The following is a 17,827-nucleotide window of genomic DNA, read 5'->3' as shown; positions in this document are numbered from 1 at the left end:
AGAGTCAGGAATTGGAACTTTGTCCCTCTTGGAGTAGTATCGGGGCTCAATAAGCATGTAAAATCTGCTTTGAACACCAGACAATAAAATATCCCCTACCCTGTCCAATCGTTCGAATGTCCATGGTAGAGGATAGCCTCTGCAATATGCTCCTTATTGCATCTCATTCTCGATACGCTGCATGAATTCTTCTGCTGCGCTATAGCCCAATTGCTTGAGGTACCAATTGTTGGCGGCAGCCTCAATCAGTCCCGCCACATCGCGTCCCGGCTGAAGCTGGACTTCAATATGCGGGATCTTCACCCCGAGATATTCCGTGAATTGCGGAATGACTTCCAGTTCATTGTTCAAGGAATTCTCCTGCCAAGGGGCCAGTTCAATGTCCAGCACGATGCGCGTCTCATCCTGAAAGGCCTTGCGCCCGTATTGGCGGACCACATTGATCAGTCCAATGCTGCGCAGCGCCAGAAATTCGCGCGTGGTCTCGTTATGTGTTCCGAGCAGCGTTGCCGGACCCAGCTTCTTCAGGACTACGATATCATCGGCAACGAACCGGTGCCCACGCCTGATTAGCGTATGGGCCGTCTCACTCTTGCCGATCCCGGACTTTCCCCGAAGCAGAATGCCGATGCCCGATACATTCACACATACGCCGTGAATTGAAATTTCCGGAGCCAGCGTCTTCAGCAAGAAACGATCCAGCTTGGCGATGAATTCGGTGGTCGTCTCCTGCGTTCTAAGCAGCGGTATTCCCTCTTGATCGCAGAACAGGGTCAAGTACGGAATCTCCTGTTGACCCGACGTCACGATAAAGCACGGGGGATGGTACTTGACAATGTTGCCGATATGCAGCTTGCGCTCTTCCACGCTTAATGTCAATAAGTAGTTAATTTCCTTGCGGCCGAGAATCTGGATGCGTTCCATCGGGAAGAAATCAAAATACCCGACGAACTCCAAGCCCGGTCTATGCGTTCGAGGACGGGTAATCATGCGGTCCATACGGCCGTTCCCGGCCAATACTTCCAATGAAAAGGTGTCCTTAAGCTTCTGAACAGTAATTGAATTCATCTTGCTTCCCTCCTGAAGCTAAGCGTACTTCAAATACGCTCCGATATGCAAATCGGCCGTTTTCGATATATTCCACGAACGAGAGGGTTTCTCCTTCATTTCATAGTCTTGCGCATGATTTCGATAGAATCACTCCTTTATTTGTAGATCGATCCTAATTTATGATCTTCTTGTAATCTCCTTATTTTTAAAAAAGTGGAAGGAGGTGTTCATTTCTTTTTTTGGTATCGCTTACATTGTAATTAGATGCACAAGATGGAAAAATCTCGAAGGAACTTTATTCTGAAGGGAGAATCGAATTCGTGAACAGCCAAAAACGATTTGTCGCTTGGGTGTGCATTGTAGCTTTATTCGCCGGAACACTCCTGACCTCTGTTGGCTGGCCGGACTCCGCCCGTGCGGCGGGAGGATCCAATCTGGCCGCAGGCAAAGCCGTATCCGCATCCGGGCATGCCGATGTGTATGTCGCAGCGAATGCAGCAGACGGAAATGCAGGCACGTATTGGGAGAGCACCAACAACGCCTTCCCGCAGTGGGTACAGGTTGACCTCGGCAACGCAGCCTCTGTCGATCAGGTTGTCCTTAAGCTGCCCGAAGGATGGGAGAGCCGTACGCAAACCCTGTCCGTGCAGGGAAGCACAACGGGCACCGGCTTCTCTGATCTCAAGGCTTCATCCAACTATACCTTTGATCCGAACCTTGGAAACACAGTGACGATTGACTTCCCGGCAACCGCCGCACGTTATGTGCGAATCCATCTCACCGCCAATACCGGCTGGCCGGCAGCTCAGTTGTCCGAAGTGGAAGTCTACGGCGCTGCCGCTCAACCCGAGTCTACTCCGATTCCGGGAAAAATTGAAGCGGAGAGCTACAGCGGGATGAACGGGATCCAAACTGAACCTACATCGGACACCGGAGGCGGCCTGAACGTAGGATGGATTCACGTCGGCGACTGGCTGGACTATAACGTGAACGTGCAAAGCGCCGGGACCTACACTGTAGAATACCGGGTAGCCAGCAACTCTGCCGCAGGTGAAATTCAGCTTCAATCCGGCGGAACCACGCTTGCTACCACAGCGGTTCCGAACACCGGCGGATGGCAGAATTGGCAGACCGTATCTGCAATCGTTACGCTTAACGAAGGACCTCAGACGCTTCGTATCTTTGCCAGCGGATATGACTTCAATTTGAACTGGCTCCAATTTGCATCGGGCAACGCATCCGATACCCAAGCCCCTACAGCGCCGGCCAATTTGGACTTTACGCAACCCAGTTCGGGTACGATCCGGCTCACCTGGAATGCCTCCACCGACAATGTGGGCGTGACCGGATACGACATTTACGCCAACAACCAGCTTCGGGGCAGTGTCAACGGATCGACCCTGACCTATACAGACAGCCAGCCCGCAAGCTTGACAGTGACTTATCACGTCATCGCCAAGGATGCCGCGGGCAACGCATCCGCCCCAAGCAATTCCGTGACGCGGAACGGCTCGAGCGGCGGCAATGAGACAAACCTCGCCATTGGCAAGACAATCTCGGCCTCCTCATCGACCTTCACCTTTGTAGCCGCCAATGCCAACGATAACGATGTGAGTACGTATTGGGAAGGCGGCAGCCATCCGAGTACGCTCACAGTAGACCTTGGCGCCAACGCCAACGTCACATCGGTCGTACTCAAGCTGAACCCGGCCAGCGCATGGGCAACGCGTACGCAGACGATTCAAGTGCTGGGACACGATCAGAATTCCGCAGCCTTCACCAATCTGGTCTCCGCAGCTTCATATACGTTTAACCCGGCTTCGCAAAATACGGTAACGATTCCCGTTAACGCAACCGCAAGCAGCTTGCAGCTGCGCATTACGGCGAACTCAGGAGCGCCGGGCGGGCAAATCGCCGAGTTCCAAATCGTCGGTTCGCCGGCCCCGAATCCGGACTTAACGGTAACAGACATGACCTGGTCACCCGGATCTCCGAACGAGAGTCAGGACATTACTCTTAACGCAACCGTACAAAATATCGGAGAGGTAGCTTCTCCCGCAACGAGCGTAAACTTCTACCTCGGCAGCACGTTGGCCGGAACAGCTCCTGTCGGTACGCTTGCGCCTGGTGCCTCAGCCATTGTCTCCGCGAATATCGGGGTCAAGGAGGCTGGCTCCTACAGCGTCAACGCCAAGGTGGACGAGAGCAATACGGTCATTGAAACGAATAATGCAAACAACAACTACACGCATCCTGCCCAGTTGGTAGTAGGTCAGGTGCAAAGCTCCGATCTCATCGGCACAGTATCCTGGACGCCAAGCAATCCTAGCGCGGGCAACACGGTAACCTTCACCGTCAATCTCAAGAACCAGGGAACGATTGCCTCGGCAGGCGGCACTCATGGGGTTACAGCGGTGTTGAAAAACGCTGCAGGCTCCACCGTCCAGACCCTCAACGGCTCCTACAACGGTTCACTCGCTGCAGGAGCATCGGCGAACTTAACGCTAGGAACATGGACGGCTGTCAACGGCAGCTACACCGTGACGGTCAACGTCGCAACAGACGCGAATGAGGTGCCTGCCAAGCAATCCAACAATGTAAGCACATCCAGCCTGTATTCCGGCCGGGGAGCAAATATGCCGTTTACGATCCTGGAAGCCGAAGCCCCGGGGAACAGCACCAATGGAACAAGGCTTGCTCCGAACTTTACGCCGGGCGATTTTGCCGGTGAAGCCTCCGGTCGTTCTGCAGTCTACCTGGATGCAACGGGAGAATATGTAGAATTCACGTTAACCTCGCCGGCGAATGCCTTCGTCCTGCGGAATGCGGTTGATGAGAATACGACGGGAACGATCAGTATTTATGCCGATGGCGTGGATAAGGGTAATTTCACCGTGACCTCCAAGTTCTCTTACGTATATGCTACCCCTTCGACCTTAGGGCGTCTGGGATACGACAATTCCGGCTCCAAGGCATACTGGCTCTATGAAGATGCCCAATTGATGCTGGATCAAGTCTATCCCGCCGGCACCAAAATCAAGATTCAAAAAGATGCCGGAGATGTGCCTTGGATCTATGTGGACATGATTGAGACGGAGAACGTAGCTCCTCCTGCCTCTAACCCTGATCCGGGCAAATACGTTGAGGTTTCCAGTACCAAATCGATCGAACAGGCTCTTAATGAGTTCCGGCAAGATCCTTCCAAGAAGGGGATCTTCATTCCTGCCGGAGAGTGGACTTTGACGTCCAAAATCTATCTGTACGGGCGGGCAACCGAGATCATTGGAGCTGGCCCATGGCATACCAAGCTGGTCGCTCCCCAGAATCAGACCAATACGGATATCGGCTTCAATATCAGCTCTCAGGCTAATGGCTCCACTATTAAAGACTTGTCCGCCTGGGGCAATTACGTATATCGCCAGGATGGTCCCGGAAAATTCATTGATGGCAACGGAATGCAGAACGTCACCATCGAGAATATTTGGGCGGAGCACTTCATCTGTCTGTATTGGGGTGTGAATTCCTCCCACAATACATTCAAGAATAACCGGATCAAGAACGTCTTCGCCGACGGAATCAATATGACTAACGGTTCTTCCTATAATATTATCGATAACAACTATGCCCGCGGGACAGGCGACGATGCCTTTGCCCTGTTCAGCGCAATTGACGCAGGCGGATCCTACAACGTGGGTAACAAATACATCAACCTGACTGCTACCAATGTCCGTCGGGCTGCCGCCTTTGCCATCTATGGCGGGAAAGACAACTTGTTTCAGAATCTATACGGTGCGGATACCCTCACCTATCCGGGCTTGACGGTCAGCAGCTTGAGCTTCGGCTATAACACACTGGGCTTCGGTGATCAGGATACGGTTATCGACGGCGTGACCCTGGATAGAACCGGAGGAGACTTCTGGACCAGTGTGGGAGCTGATGACAAAATCAATGAATATCAAAACTTCGGCGCCATCTGGCTGCATGGGGGAGACCGGGATTTCAAAAATATCCTGATCAAAAATGTAGATATTAATCAGCCGGTTTACTTCGGAATTATGTTCCAATCCAAATCTCCGGAAAATGTACAGATGCAGAACATTCGCCTGGAGAATATCACGATCAATAATCCTTCCCGTTACGGCATCAAGCTGGTTGCCAAGGCAGAGGACGGACAAGGTCCGGTTATCGGATCGGCAAGCTTTACGAATGTAATCATTAATAATCCTGGCGTAGCCGCCATCTACGGGGAGAACAAGAGTCCGGGCTTCACCGTAATTCGGGGGTCAGGCAATAACTGGTGACGGCTGGAACTGCGCTATAAGTTATCAAAAAAGCTCCTATAAAGAAAGCTGGGCGAATAAAGTTTTCGCCCGGCTTTCTGTTCGTTTCGCTTTGCAGGTAAGCAGCCAGGAGGATAGTGCCACCTTCTCCCTTTCCTCACAGCTTCCCTTTCCGCTGAGCCAGGATTTCCGGAATGTGTAATTCACGGAGCACGGGCAAAGTCTCCTGAACGCTGCTTTTGTTGAACTTCTTCAGAATGCTGTTGATTTGCGACTTCAGGGTCGAGGTCTCCACATGCCGCAGCTTGCAGATTTCCTGACGGGAATAATCCTTCATGAGCAATTCCAAAACCTCAAGCTCTGTCGGGGTAAGCGTCGTCAAAATATAGAAGTTATGCATCAGACTGTCTTCGGTGGTCTTGATTCTTTTGAATTCGCGTGTAATCTTGCCTGCTATATTCGAGTGCAATGCGGGAAGGTCGTAATAAGCGTCCTTGATGGCTTGCAGGATGGCGTTCGCGGGCATATTCTTCAGCAAATAATTGGTAGCTCCCAGTTCAAAGGCCCGGAACACAGTATCGTCCGTTTCGCAGACCGTCAATATCACCACCTTGACCCCCGGCAGATAGTTCAGAATTTCTTCGGTCGCCCGGAGGCCTGCCTGCTTATCTTCAAGCTCGATATCCATCAAGACGATGTCCGGTTTATGAAGTGCGGCAAGCATCGTCCCCTCGTAGCCGCTGGAGGCTCTGCCGACGCATTCGATCTGCTTATCCTTTGACAAGATCATTTGATAACGCTTACTAATTAACGGGTCGTCTTCCACAATGAGCACTTTGATCATCGGCGTACTTGAGGCGCTTGACATGCTGCTCCATCTCCTTTAAGCAGTTGTTCAAAAAGTTATCTTTTGATCGCGAAGGTTTTCTAAAAAGCTGACTTTTTGAACATGCACTTTAAGCAGCAGTTTGGCCAGCGAACCTTCTAAACTCCCGGCTTTTAAGTATTGGCAATAGACAGCAAAGGCATAACGATATGAAACGAGCTACCCTCGCCCAATGTGCTCTCTGCATTAATTTTGCCGCCATGGGCTGTAATAATAGTATGGCATATGGATAAGCCCATCCCCCAGTTTGTAGCTGTTGGTTTGGAAGAATAGAAGGGTTGGAAAATATTTTTAAGCTCTTCCTCCGCGATCCCCGGACCATTATCCGTAATCACCAGCTCAACCCATTTATTTCTCACCGTAGTCTCAATATCGATCTTTCTTGATTTCTCTGGTATGGATTCAAGGGCTTCCACCGCGTTAGACACAATATTCTCAATAGCTTGCGGGAAGTAGTAAGGATCGGCCATAATTATGGCCTGCCGCCCCGACGGTGCATATTCGATTTGAACTTGCTTGTATTCAGAATGCATATCTTTCATCAATTTGTCCAATAGTCCATTCAACATAACCGGCTTTAGCTCGATCTTGGACTTTAGTGTCTTCTGGTGCACGGCGTCTAAGCGGTCATATACCTTACGGCAGCGCTGCTCAATAACGCGGATCTCTTCTACGACCTCCGGAGAACGCTCGCACATATGCTCGAGAAACTCGGTTTGCGCCATGATGCCCAACAGTTCGTTCTTAATATAATGGCTAAAAACGCGAGAGGTGAACAGTGCTGAATCGATATTTTCAGAAATAACCGACTCCTGATTCTTGATGCTGTTCTGAATTCGCGTGTATTTATAAATACTGTATAGACTGACTAACAGGCATAATCCCGAGATATACGGCAACAAAACATAGATGGAAGGGTTACCGACCAAATTGATCGGCAAATACCTGGTGAAATGAGCCGCCTTCGATACCTTAATCAGTACGTCGGGCGCCCAGTAATTCATGTAATAATAGGTGATTTGCACAGAAATATAAGAAATCAGAATCATCAGAATATTACTTCGGATCTGTCGAACCTTCGGCGCATTTACCAAGGCATAGACCAGTAAAACGGTTCCTGCCGCAATATACAAGGTATTCACCGTCAAAGTGATCCTGTGCAAAGTCTCATACGCAGAGACAAAAGCTTGCGAGCTTACATAGTCGGGATACAGATTGTAGTACAAGTAAGTGTAAAAGTCCGGATCATACATAATAATCTGCAGGAGGCAAGGAACCGCAAGCAAGGCGAGCAATATAAACCGGCGCTTGAATTGCATATTAAAAGCAAAATAAATCCCCGAGCACAGCCCCGCGTACAAGAAGGTCATCGAGAACAAATTCAAAAACCGGATCAGGCTTTCACGGGTAATAGGCAGGAACATGAGCCGGTTCTGCAAGTCCTTCCTGATTCCGAAGTAAGCTTCAAGACTGTAGTAATAGTACGCATCCTTTGACATGTAAATAATAATGCAGGACACCACAACTAAATAGGAAAAGCCCATCAACAGCATAAAAAGAGTGGCTTTGGTATATTTCCGCTGGAAAAAGAGAAATACGGATATGGCTATGAACAAGATCAGCACCAGGAAAATAAACATATCGGCCATCCCTTCCCTCTTCTTTATAATTAAAACTTACTATATTTATATCATCGACGGAGGTTGAAATTTTCTACAACCCCAACAGAGCGAGAGGTCTGCGTGCGAAGCATCCTCCCTTATTCATGCGCCAATATTCCCGCTTTCCAGCCGTTTTATCCGCGGAAACCGATGATAAAAGTTCCACCTTATCAGAGATCGTCGATACATTTAGACTAAAAATATAAACCAGATACAGGAGGGGTTCTTAATGACTAGAAAGAAAAGCTTAGCCGCTTTATCTTTATCGCTGGCATTTATCTTAGCTTTGGCTGGCTGCGGCCAAGGTAATAACAATAGTACAGGAAATGCGGGCGCCGGCGAAAAAACCGTCTTGGAATACTACACTTGGACGGATGAAGAGGATTATATGACCAAGGTCGTAGAGGCGTTCAACTCACAGAACGGCGACATTGAAGTCCGCATGAATACGATCAGCAACAATGCCGACGAATACAACACGAAAATCATGAATAATCTGTCCGGCGGCTCCAAGATGGACGTATACAGCATGAACGGAACATCAAGCCTCGGCTTGTACTCGTCAAAAGGCCAGCTCGTAGAACTGACCGACCGAATCAAGGAGACCAACATGGATGTCAGCGCCTATGGCCCCAGCTTTCAGGATATTACGAGCGTGCTGACGGAAGGCAAATATTACGCGCTTCCTTACCGTACCTCCCAGTATGCATTGTTCTATAACAAAACGCTGTTTGACGAAGCGGGCATCGAATATCCGACGCAAATGACCTGGAACGAATATGCCGATCTCGCCAAGAGCTTGACCAAAGGCGAGGGCGCGGATAAACAATGGGGCGGTTATTACGCCGACTGGATTATCGCTCCGCTGGGCGCTTTGCAAGAAGGCTCCACCGTTCTTGACGACAGCCTGGACCCGTTAGCCAATTGGCTGGACTATCTGGACCGCTTGTACTATAAGGACGGCTCCCATATGAGCTACAAACAAATGAAGGCAGAAAGCATTGACTGGATTAAGCAATTTGAAAGCGGTAACGTCGCCATGATGATTAACGGGGAATGGACGATCAATATGCTGAAGGCGGATATTGCCGCCGGCAAGACCGATATGGAATTCGATATGGCTCCAATGCCGTTGCCGGAGGGAATGAACGATCCGATCACGGTCGGTGGCGTAAGCACCTTTATCGGCATCAACCCGCAAAGTAAGAATGCTGACGCCGCCTTCAAATTCGTGCAATTTGTAACCGGTGAACAAGGCGAATCGATCATTGCCGAGTCAAGCGTATTGCCGGCGTACTCCAGCGAAAAGACCCAAGAATCTTTCCTGACGGCAACCGGTCTGCAAGGCAGCGGCTTCTTCTTTGAAGCAAACACGGTCGTGGAAAACCAGCCGGTCGCAAATATCGACGAAGTGAACCGCGTATTTAACGAACAACGGGATCTCTTCCTGTTCCAGGAGCAGGATTCGGCCACCGCCATTCAAAACTTTATCAAAAATCGCCAATCCGTGCTTAATAAGTAATTCTTAAGCCAAGCAAATCGGCCTCCGCTTCGTTGTTGGCGGAGGCCGAACTGATATTCCGGCAGTAATCCACAAAGGAGGTTGCATTGATGACAAGTAAACGTCTGGCCAACTACAAGTCATACGTTCCGGGGACGTTATTCATTCTTCCGGCCTTTGTCTTGTTTGCGGTATTTATCTTTGTCCCCTTAATCTACGGCTTCGTTATGAGCTTTACCGATTACGGAGGCTTTAACGTTACGCCGAATTTCATCGGCTTCAATAACTATGCCCATTTATTTAAGGACGATTATTTCCTGGTTTCGCTAAAAAATAATCTGGTCTATACGGCCCTCTTTGTACCGCTAACGATGGTTCTCTCCTTGTTTGCGGCAATCGCCTTGAACAATGTGCTCCATCTCCGTAAATATTTGCGGATGGCCTTTTACTTCCCTTACATCACTTCCATGGTGTCCATTGCCATCGCCTGGGGACTCTTGTTCAATCCCGTTTCCGGCCCAATCAATTACATGCTGAAGGCTATCGGGATTGCGAATCCTCCGGAATGGCTGATGTCTTCCCAGTGGGCGCTGCTCGCAATCATTCTGGTCGCCGTATGGAAGAGCTTCGGTTACTACATGATCATCCTGCTGGCCGGTATTCAAGGCATTCCCGAGCATCTGTACGAGGCCGCCGAGCTTGACGGCGCCAGCAAGTTCAAGCAGTTTTTGTACGTGACTTTGCCAAGCCTGTCGCCAACGCTGTTTATGGTGTTGATTCTTACGATCATTAACTCGTTCCAGGTGTTCGATCTGGTATCCGTCATGACCGACGGCGGTCCGGGCCGCTCCACCAACGTGCTTGTGTTCCGGATTTATCAGGAGGCCTTTATCAACTACCGGATGGGATACGCAGCAGCCATGTCGACTATCCTGTTCCTGATCATCATGGTCATCTCCCTGATTCAATTCCGGCTCGAGAAAAAATGGGTTACCTACTAAGGAAAGGAGAGCGAGAACCCTATGCAGGATGCGATTGCTAAACTGAAAAGTACCAAGCCTCTCTACTGGCTGCTGCTTGCGGTCTTGGTCATCTTTTCGCTTGCCACTCTTTTTCCGTTCCTATGGATGATATCGGCCTCTTTGCGGACAGATGTGGATCTGTTCAAAAATCCGATGAACTGGATCCCCCAGTCCTTATATTTGAACAATTATAAAGAAGTCTGGACCGCCATTCCTTTTGCGCAATATTTTTTGAATACCGTCAAGCTGTCCGTAATCATTACCGTATTGCAAGTCGTGATTTGCTCTATGGCGGCCTACGCTTTTGCCAAGCTGAAAGTGCCGTTCAAGAACCTCATTTTCATTCTGTTCATGACCAACCTGATGATGCCATGGCATTCCATCATGGTGCCGCAGTTCTCGGTCGTCAGCAGCTTGGGGTTATATAACAGCCACGCCGGATACATTCTGATCCAATTATTTAGCGGCTTCGGCATCTTCCTGATGCGCCAGTTCTTCATGAGCTTGCCGAACGAGCTGAATGAGGCTGCAAGGGTGGATGGTTACAATGAGTGGAAAATATTCTGGAGAATCATGATGCCGCTGTCGGCGGCAAGCCTGTCGACGCTGACGATTTTCACATTTACGTTCATGTGGAATGATTACCTTGCCCCGCTCATTTATTTGAACGACGATACGTTGAAGACATTGCAGTTGGGCATGAAGGCCTTCCAAACCGAGCATACGATGGATTACGGCCTGCTGATGGCCGGCACCGTGATCGCGACCATTCCTATGGTTGCCGTGTTCCTCCTAGGCGAACGCTTCTTTATGCAAAGCGTAGCTACCACGGGAATGAAAAACTAATAAATAGAGGTGTTGAATATGACGGCTTCAAATCGGCATTTTGTTCAGGTTACAGGCGAAAATTTCACCGTAAACGGCGAAGAAATCCTGTTCCGCGGCTTCAACTTAGGCACATGGATGAATCTCGAGCACTTTTTGATCGGCCTTCCCGGCACGGATACCTTGATTAAAAGGACGTTTGAGGAAGTGTACGGCAAGGAGCGCACCGCGGATTTCTTCGACCGTTTCTTGATGGAGTATATGAACGAAAAGGACTTTGAATTTTTGAAAAAAATTGGCGTCAACCATCTGCGGCTTCCATTCAATTATAAATACTTCATCGATGATCAAAATCCGGGCGTCTATAAGAACGACGGCTTTAAATACATTGACCATATTGTTGCCCTTTGTGAAAAATATGAGATCTACGCGATTTTGGAGCTTCACTCCGTTCCCGGCGGACAAAACCCGGACTGGCACTGCGATACCTACTCCGGTCTGCCGCTGTTCTGGGAATACGGTGCGCTGCGGGATACGGTCATCGGTCTCTGGGGTCACATCGCGCAGTATTACAAGAACCAGCCTTGGATCGCCGCTTACGATATCGTGAACGAGCCTTCCCTGGTAACGAATGCGGAAGTGTTCAATGATTTCTACCGCAAAGTGCTTGCGGAAATCCGCAAATATGACCGGGAACACATTATTTTCATTGAAGGGAACGCGTTTACGACGGACTTTTCCATGCTGGACCCTGTGGATGATCCGCAGGTGGCTTACGAATTCCACTTCTATCCGTTCGTCAAAGATCCTGCCGTGCTAACGCATGAAATGAGCCGCGAACGCCGGAAAAAGATTTTTGCCGAGGAATTCCATAGTCTTCTGAACATCCGCGAGAAATATAAGCGCCCGCTCTGGTGCGGCGAGCTTGGCTTGGTGTTCGAGAAAGAAGATATCCATTTCCAAATGGAGATTATTGAGGATATGCTCGATCTGTGCGAGCAAAACAATGTGTCTTGGGCACTGTGGCTCTATAAAGACGCTAACGTGATGGGTATCGTATATCCTAAGATCGAGACGCCTTGGCGCCAATTGACGGAAGAAATCAAACTGGTCTGGAACCAGCACAAGGAGCAGGAAAAGGGCGAAGCATTGGTCGACTACATGGCCGAGACCTACTTCAAGCCGATCTCCAAGGAAGAAAGGTATCCGCTGCAATTCCGCATGAGAACAATTATGCAGGCGATCTGTGTCGAGCAGAACCTGAAGCCCTATCTGCAAAAACGCTCCTGGGAGGCAATGTCCAAGCTGCCTGAATCCTTCCGTTGGGAAAACTGCGGGCATTGGAGCGAGCTTGAGGAATTGATTGAGAAGTATACGAAGGCATAAGAAAACTTTAAAAACTAAGCTAGGCTGTCCCCAAGATCCTCCCAGATGACCGGGGGACAGCCCTTCCATCTACAGTGAAATACAGGCAGCAAAACAACAAGGGACCCCTGCCGATACCAGTCCCTTGTTGTTTTTTTATTTGTTAGACAATGCTGTCATCTCAAAGCGCCCTGGTGCTTTCTACTCCGAACTGCCTTCACTCGTCGGGAATTTCTCCACAAAGATTCGGTTCGCCGCATGCAGCTTGTCAGCATACTCCCGGTAAGCAGGGCTTAAGATTTTCATATTAGGGATGAAGATGCCGGCGTAGCCGCTATCCCGCTGGAATTCCAACAGAACTTGTTGCAGCTTATAGGCGGATGTCGTCTTGTAATGCTCCGAGTTGCGATATTCGTTATAGGCCTGAATCTTCTCCCGATGCTCCTCTATGTATGACTCCGGGGCATGAAGAATAACCTGTTGCAGCGAACCGCTGACTTCAGCCATATCTTCCATTCGCATGAGGGGAAAATACTGTTCGAGCAATGCATCCATCTCTTCCGGGATGTCTAGCCTGTCCAGAAAATGGATGATGTTCATGAAAGCTTGCTCTTTTTCATCGCTGTCTACAGCTATATCTAAAAAGGGACCGAAATGAATCGACAAATACATTCCGAAGGCGCCGGGAAAAGACAGGACCAATCTCTCCTGAAGGGAAAATATCCGGTTCCGATAAGCATTCATCTCTTGCAGCTCCCGATCAATATCATAATCTTCCGCCAATCGTTCAAGACGCTTCTCCCGTTCAAGCTGTTGCTGATGCTTGAGATGAGTCAAATAGCTGTATTTGGATACCGCGGCGGACTTATTCTTGCTTTCAAGTATATTTCTGATCTCCGGAATGCCCAACCCCAAGCCCCTTAACACTGCGATCTCTTTCAGCCGAGCCAGCTCCTGGCCGTTGAAATTCCTGTAACCGTTAGCATCAACCTCGGGGTGCACCAATCCTTGCTTGATATAGTATTCTACAGCCTTCTTCGTAATAGAGCATGCCTTGCATGCCTCTTGAATCAACATTTTGACCACCTCATGACCATCATAAGCCAGGTCCCAAGGGAATAGTCAAATCAATTATGCCGAAACCCTTTGAAAAAGGCTGCTGCAGTGTATGTTGTATTGGCCGTTGCCGCCGGCTTGCTTGCAGGGATGATCAAGTCCCCCGGGTTACAATCAGTTGATGGTCACCCGAGTCAAGCGAATACTCCCTCTGTCTTCGGGAAACCTGTAGACAAAAATGTTTTAAAGGAGTGCGAGCTTGATGAGAGTCGCTATTATGGGGGCCGGGCTTTCCGGCCTGGCCTGCGCCATTACGCTGGAGCAGCATGGAATCGAACCGGTTATTTATGAAAAACGCAGCAGGATCGGAGACCGGTTTGTGAACGGGGAGGTTCTTCTCTCCATGTTCACTCGTCCTGTCAACGACAGTATCGCCTACTTATCGGAGCAATTCGGCATCTTCCTGCAACCGGCTGCGGGTATCTCTAAAATGACGATTTATTCGAAGCATAAGAAGGCTGTTCTGAAAGGACAGCTGGGTTTTACGAATGTTCGCGGTAGAGAGAAGAATTCGTTCGAAGCGCAGTTGGGGAGGCAGGTGAAGTCGAAAATCCATTATCATTCTGAAAAAACGTATGAGGAGCTGCTCGCAGAGTACACGCATGTGGTGCTGGCAACCGGTGACAGCGACTATGCGAAAAAGACCCGCAACTTCAGGGAAGATCTGACAGTATCCATCAAGGGAGCAACGGTCGAGGGCAGCTTTGATCCTTATGAAGTCATGACTTGGCTGGACTATGAGATTGCTCCTTTCGGATATGGGTACCTCATCCCCTTCTCCGAGAAAGAAGCCAACCTGGTCATTGCCTTCCCCGATCTCTCTGAGATTGAAATAGATATTGAACACTCTTGGGACCGGCTTTATCAGAAGGCACAAGCGGAACTTCAACAAGGGCTGTCTGTCACTGACCGGTTCCAAATTACCGGTTACCCTATGGGGCTATGCCATACCGGCAGGGTTGGCAATACGTTTTATGTCGGCAATTGCTTCGGAGCAATGATGCCGTTCATGGGTTTTGGCCAGCATGCCTCCTTGATGACCGGAATTTATGCCGCCCATGATTTATGCGGACTTGGTCATTATGAGGAGCTCACCAAGCCGATCAGACAGAGCTATGAGAACTCGATCATTCTGCGCAGAGCCATGGAGCGCCTCTCGAATGAAACCCTGGATACCATTATCCAGCACCTCGATAGCTCATGGGGAGAGAAGTTAATTACAAACCCGAAACTGGATCCTTTAAAAATGGCCAGTTATCTGCTCCGTCCCTACATTAAGCTGACGCAATAACACCTCCCACCTCCACTCCGTCATAAGCCAGTCCTTTGGAGCACAATCAATCTAAAGGTATTTGGACTGCTACGACAGGGGCGATAAGTATGGCTTTTGTTGATCCGGATTAGCTATACTAAAAGTAAATTCTCGATAGGATTGATTGGAGGAATCGAACATGAACTATAAACGACTGGGACGAAGCGGACTTGAGGTATCGGTACTGGGACTCGGTACAAATTCGTTCGGCTCGCGTGCGGATGCTAAAACTTCGGAGCAGATCATCCATGCTGCACTGGATCGAGGCATTAATTTTCTGGATACGGCCAACATTTATTCCGACACAGCCAGCGAGAGCATTATTGGACAAGCCACCCAGAACCGGCGCGATCAAGTCATTCTGGCGACTAAAGCCGGCCTGCCTACAGGGAAGGGGCCTAATGAGCAGGGCTCGTCCCGCCGTCATTTAATGCTTGAGCTGGAGAAGAGCTTGAAGCGTCTCAGAACGGACTATGTGGACCTGTACCAGATTCACACCTTCGATCCAAACACACCATTGGAAGAAACGCTGCGGATGCTGGATGATATGATCCGTTCGGGAAAAGTAAGATATATCGGCGCATCGAACTATGCAGCCTGGGAGCTGATGAAGGCGCTCGGCATCAGTGACCACCTGGGACTCAACCGCTTTGTCTCCATGCAGACCAGCTACTCTTTGGCTGACCGGACGCCGGAGCGCGAGGTGATCCCATTGTGTATCGATCAAGGCCTTGGGATCATTCCTTACTTCCCATTGGCTGGCGGGATTCTGACGGGAAAATACACCTCGGCAACGGAGGGACCATCCGGTTCCAGACTGGAGAAGAACCCTTCCTTCGCCCAGCGTATCAGCGAAGACAGCTTGGCCTTGGGCAGAGAAGTCGGGCGGATTGCCTCCGAAGCCGGTTGCTCAGCCAGCTCTCTATCCTTGGCATGGCTGATGGAGCAGCCTGTGGTGTCCAGTGTGATCGTGGGCGCTACCCGCGTGGAGCAGGTGGAAGATAATCTCAAGAGTGTGGAGCTTGCGCTGGATAGTGCAACAATGACGCAACTGGATGAAGCCAGCCGCTCCTTCCGGAATGGGGAGCCGTTCGGATACTTCCGCTTGAGCTAGCGGAAAATCGAAGCAATTACCCTGCTCTTCATATACCAGGCTCGAGGCATGGTGAGGTTTTCTATTGTAACGAAGGTTTTTTCACGCATTTTCTAGCAATTGCCATATAGTTTGTAGAAATGCCCTTCCGGAAAGCCCATGGTTTTACATCAGAACCAAAAATATCACCATCTTTTGCTAGATTTACATTTTGTATTTGCATAAAAACCCTTATTTTTACATCCGTCAATATAAAAAGGAAACTCACTACACCTTTATTGTGTCTTATAAATCTTGTTATGAAACAATTTCCAAATTTTTATAATATTAAAATATACAATTATACTAAAATATGGTATGTTGTTGATGATGGATCCTAAGCATAAGAAATTCAGATTATTTGAATTTATTTGTTCTGCACCTTTCTTTTTATTATGTTGACCCCTCTCTCATGTTTAACAATCCATTAAACAAAAAAAGGAGGATTTGACTATGAAAACTTTGAGCTTGAAACGGAAGGTAAAGAAGTCATTATTGCTGGTCCCTCTTCTCGTACTCTCGTTATCTACTGGGATCACAAATGCAGAGCCCATCTCTAGTAAAGATTTAGCAGAACAATCTGTAAACAATTATATTAAGGCCGTACAAGAAGGAGATATTTACAAAGCCGCAAATTGGGTTATTGATGAAAGGTTTAGTACCGCCGAGGAACAGTTAAATCAATATAAAGAAGCTTTGATTAGTAATCCCTTCTCCGAAGTTAATCTTAAGAGTATAACCCCCAACCCAGATGATAGCTACACAGCGCTAGTAGAATTAACTAGAAAAGATAGCGGGGAATTAAATACAGTATCTTATCCAGTTATTTATAAAGATAACAGTTGGAAATTGGTGATCAACGGGCAGGAGACAATGAGCAAAAAAGTGGAAAAACTAACTAAGCATCAGAATTCAGTGGTAATTTCACCACTTGCCGCTACTGAGCTAGGAAGTTACAGTGAATTTTTACTAAAAGTAGGAAAGTCGGCTTACAGCAATAAATTTGATATGACCGAAAATGCTGTAGGAGTCACAGGGTGGCAACAAATTGCTGGGAGCGTTTCTGATACCACTGTACGATATAGTATTGTAAAAAAAGGCTTGTTTAGTGATGATGCTTACGGTCAAACCTTTTATACAGGTTGGAACTACTGGGATGGAGCAGCCTTTTACATTACTATCACAACAAGTTCAAGAACATATAGTGGGGTTCATTTAAAAGCTACAAATGAAGACATTGGAAACAGTATAGCCATACGAGGTCATATTTACGGAAATTAAAATAGTAAGATCTGGAGACTGAATCTATCCTCCATATCTTAATGTTATTATCTTTAGTAAAAGTGTGGAGGAACTTAATAATGTTGCTAAAAGATAGCTCCGCTAAAGAAGAGATAAGAACCCGCTATGAAGACATATGGGATTATCAACTTCTTACTATGGATGAAGAAAAAGTCCAAATAGTTCTAGATAAATTAGAGTATGAGTTATTGCCCCTTGGTCATAAATTGTTAAAACGTTGGGACAAATTATTGGATCTATTTAAATCCAAAACCATTTGGATTATTCCTTTAATTGTTATTCTAACATTAATATTACTTTATGTATTGATTGTATATGTTGCTTTATTAGTACAATAATTTAGTCTGTAATTATATTTTTAATCTTAAGCCACAA

At 48.2% G+C, this 17,827-nt stretch carries 13 protein-coding genes; 9 read left to right on the top strand and 4 right to left on the bottom strand.

Annotated features, from left to right (window positions below):
• Nucleotides 1-153: 153 nt before the first annotated feature.
• Nucleotides 154-1,068 carry an HPr(Ser) kinase/phosphatase gene (hprK, locus tag KQJ23_RS02440; RefSeq protein ID WP_216477096.1) on the bottom strand — a complete coding sequence of 305 codons (915 nt, stop codon included), beginning with the start codon at nucleotides 1,066-1,068 and terminating at the stop codon, nucleotides 154-156.
• Nucleotides 1,069-1,361: 293 nt separating this feature from the next.
• Between hprK and KQJ23_RS02435 the strand changes: the two genes are divergently transcribed.
• Entirely contained in the window at nucleotides 1,362-5,351 is a 3,990-nt protein-coding gene (locus KQJ23_RS02435) for a carbohydrate-binding protein (RefSeq protein WP_216477349.1), read from the top strand.
• Nucleotides 5,352-5,487: 136 nt separating this feature from the next.
• Here KQJ23_RS02435 and KQJ23_RS02430 read toward each other — a convergent pair whose 3' ends face one another.
• The gene (locus KQJ23_RS02430) at nucleotides 5,488-6,198 is read right to left on the bottom strand and encodes a response regulator transcription factor (RefSeq protein WP_216477095.1); all 711 of its coding nucleotides are present in this window, start codon (nucleotides 6,196-6,198) and stop codon (nucleotides 5,488-5,490) included.
• A gap of 131 nt (nucleotides 6,199-6,329) precedes the next feature.
• Complete coding sequence (locus KQJ23_RS02425) at nucleotides 6,330-7,865, bottom strand: sensor histidine kinase (protein ID WP_216477094.1); 1,536 nt, start codon at nucleotides 7,863-7,865, stop codon at nucleotides 6,330-6,332.
• A 241-nt stretch (nucleotides 7,866-8,106) separates the two neighbouring features.
• On the opposite strand from KQJ23_RS02425, the gene KQJ23_RS02420 reads away from it, so the two are divergent.
• From KQJ23_RS02420 to KQJ23_RS02405, 4 genes are all read left to right on the top strand, one after another.
• Nucleotides 8,107-9,399, top strand: coding sequence for an ABC transporter substrate-binding protein (locus tag KQJ23_RS02420; RefSeq protein WP_216477093.1), 1,293 nt, complete (start codon nucleotides 8,107-8,109; stop codon nucleotides 9,397-9,399).
• An 89-nt stretch (nucleotides 9,400-9,488) separates the two neighbouring features.
• The gene (locus KQJ23_RS02415) at nucleotides 9,489-10,379 is read left to right on the top strand and encodes a carbohydrate ABC transporter permease (RefSeq protein ID WP_216477092.1); all 891 of its coding nucleotides are present in this window, start codon (nucleotides 9,489-9,491) and stop codon (nucleotides 10,377-10,379) included.
• A 21-nt stretch (nucleotides 10,380-10,400) separates the two neighbouring features.
• A complete protein-coding gene (locus tag KQJ23_RS02410; protein ID WP_216477091.1) occupies nucleotides 10,401-11,246 on the top strand; it encodes a carbohydrate ABC transporter permease in 846 nt (281 codons plus the stop codon).
• An 18-nt stretch (nucleotides 11,247-11,264) separates the two neighbouring features.
• Complete coding sequence (locus tag KQJ23_RS02405) at nucleotides 11,265-12,611, top strand: glycoside hydrolase family 5 protein (RefSeq protein WP_216477090.1); 1,347 nt, start codon at nucleotides 11,265-11,267, stop codon at nucleotides 12,609-12,611.
• 180 nt (nucleotides 12,612-12,791) lie between these two features.
• On the opposite strand, the gene KQJ23_RS02400 is transcribed toward KQJ23_RS02405, so the two are convergent.
• Nucleotides 12,792-13,667 (bottom strand): MerR family transcriptional regulator, encoded by an 876-nt coding sequence (locus KQJ23_RS02400; protein ID WP_216477089.1) that lies wholly within the window; start codon nucleotides 13,665-13,667, stop codon nucleotides 12,792-12,794.
• Nucleotides 13,668-13,908: 241 nt separating this feature from the next.
• On the opposite strand from KQJ23_RS02400, the gene KQJ23_RS02395 reads away from it, so the two are divergent.
• From KQJ23_RS02395 to KQJ23_RS02380, 4 genes are all read left to right on the top strand, one after another.
• Nucleotides 13,909-14,997, top strand: coding sequence for an NAD(P)/FAD-dependent oxidoreductase (locus KQJ23_RS02395; protein ID WP_216477088.1), 1,089 nt, complete (start codon nucleotides 13,909-13,911; stop codon nucleotides 14,995-14,997).
• Nucleotides 14,998-15,157: 160 nt separating this feature from the next.
• Entirely contained in the window at nucleotides 15,158-16,132 is a 975-nt protein-coding gene (locus KQJ23_RS02390; RefSeq protein ID WP_216477087.1) for an aldo/keto reductase, read from the top strand.
• Between the two features lie 471 nt (nucleotides 16,133-16,603).
• Nucleotides 16,604-17,431 carry a hypothetical protein gene (locus tag KQJ23_RS02385; protein ID WP_216477086.1) on the top strand — a complete coding sequence of 276 codons (828 nt, stop codon included), beginning with the start codon at nucleotides 16,604-16,606 and terminating at the stop codon, nucleotides 17,429-17,431.
• An 80-nt stretch (nucleotides 17,432-17,511) separates the two neighbouring features.
• A complete protein-coding gene (locus KQJ23_RS02380; protein ID WP_249529455.1) occupies nucleotides 17,512-17,790 on the top strand; it encodes a hypothetical protein in 279 nt (92 codons plus the stop codon).
• Nucleotides 17,791-17,827 lie beyond the last annotated feature (37 nt).

Origin of the sequence: Paenibacillus brevis (assembly GCF_018919145.1) — a bacterium.
Classification (GTDB): Bacteria; Bacillota; Bacilli; order Paenibacillales; family Paenibacillaceae; genus Fontibacillus; species Fontibacillus brevis.
This window is presented reverse-complemented; position numbering and strand designations above follow the sequence as displayed.

Excerpts from the sequence above, each read along its gene's own strand:
- KQJ23_RS02410 (WP_216477091.1), top strand. The coding sequence starts at position 10,401 with ATGCAGGATGCGATTGCTAAACTGAAAAGTACCAAGCCTCTCTACTGG.
- KQJ23_RS02405 (WP_216477090.1), top strand. The coding sequence starts at position 11,265 with ATGACGGCTTCAAATCGGCATTTTGTTCAGGTTACAGGCGAAAATTTC.
- KQJ23_RS02420 (WP_216477093.1), top strand. The coding sequence starts at position 8,107 with ATGACTAGAAAGAAAAGCTTAGCCGCTTTATCTTTATCGCTGGCATTT.
- KQJ23_RS02385 (WP_216477086.1), top strand. The coding sequence starts at position 16,604 with ATGAAAACTTTGAGCTTGAAACGGAAGGTAAAGAAGTCATTATTGCTG.
- KQJ23_RS02430 (WP_216477095.1), bottom strand. The coding sequence starts at position 6,198 with ATGTCAAGCGCCTCAAGTACGCCGATGATCAAAGTGCTCATTGTGGAA.
- KQJ23_RS02395 (WP_216477088.1), top strand. The coding sequence starts at position 13,909 with ATGAGAGTCGCTATTATGGGGGCCGGGCTTTCCGGCCTGGCCTGCGCC.
- KQJ23_RS02425 (WP_216477094.1), bottom strand. The coding sequence starts at position 7,865 with ATGGCCGATATGTTTATTTTCCTGGTGCTGATCTTGTTCATAGCCATA.
- KQJ23_RS02415 (WP_216477092.1), top strand. The coding sequence starts at position 9,489 with ATGACAAGTAAACGTCTGGCCAACTACAAGTCATACGTTCCGGGGACG.
- KQJ23_RS02390 (WP_216477087.1), top strand. The coding sequence starts at position 15,158 with ATGAACTATAAACGACTGGGACGAAGCGGACTTGAGGTATCGGTACTG.
- KQJ23_RS02400 (WP_216477089.1), bottom strand. The coding sequence starts at position 13,667 with ATGTTGATTCAAGAGGCATGCAAGGCATGCTCTATTACGAAGAAGGCT.
- KQJ23_RS02380 (WP_249529455.1), top strand. The coding sequence starts at position 17,512 with ATGTTGCTAAAAGATAGCTCCGCTAAAGAAGAGATAAGAACCCGCTAT.
- hprK (WP_216477096.1), bottom strand. The coding sequence starts at position 1,068 with ATGAATTCAATTACTGTTCAGAAGCTTAAGGACACCTTTTCATTGGAA.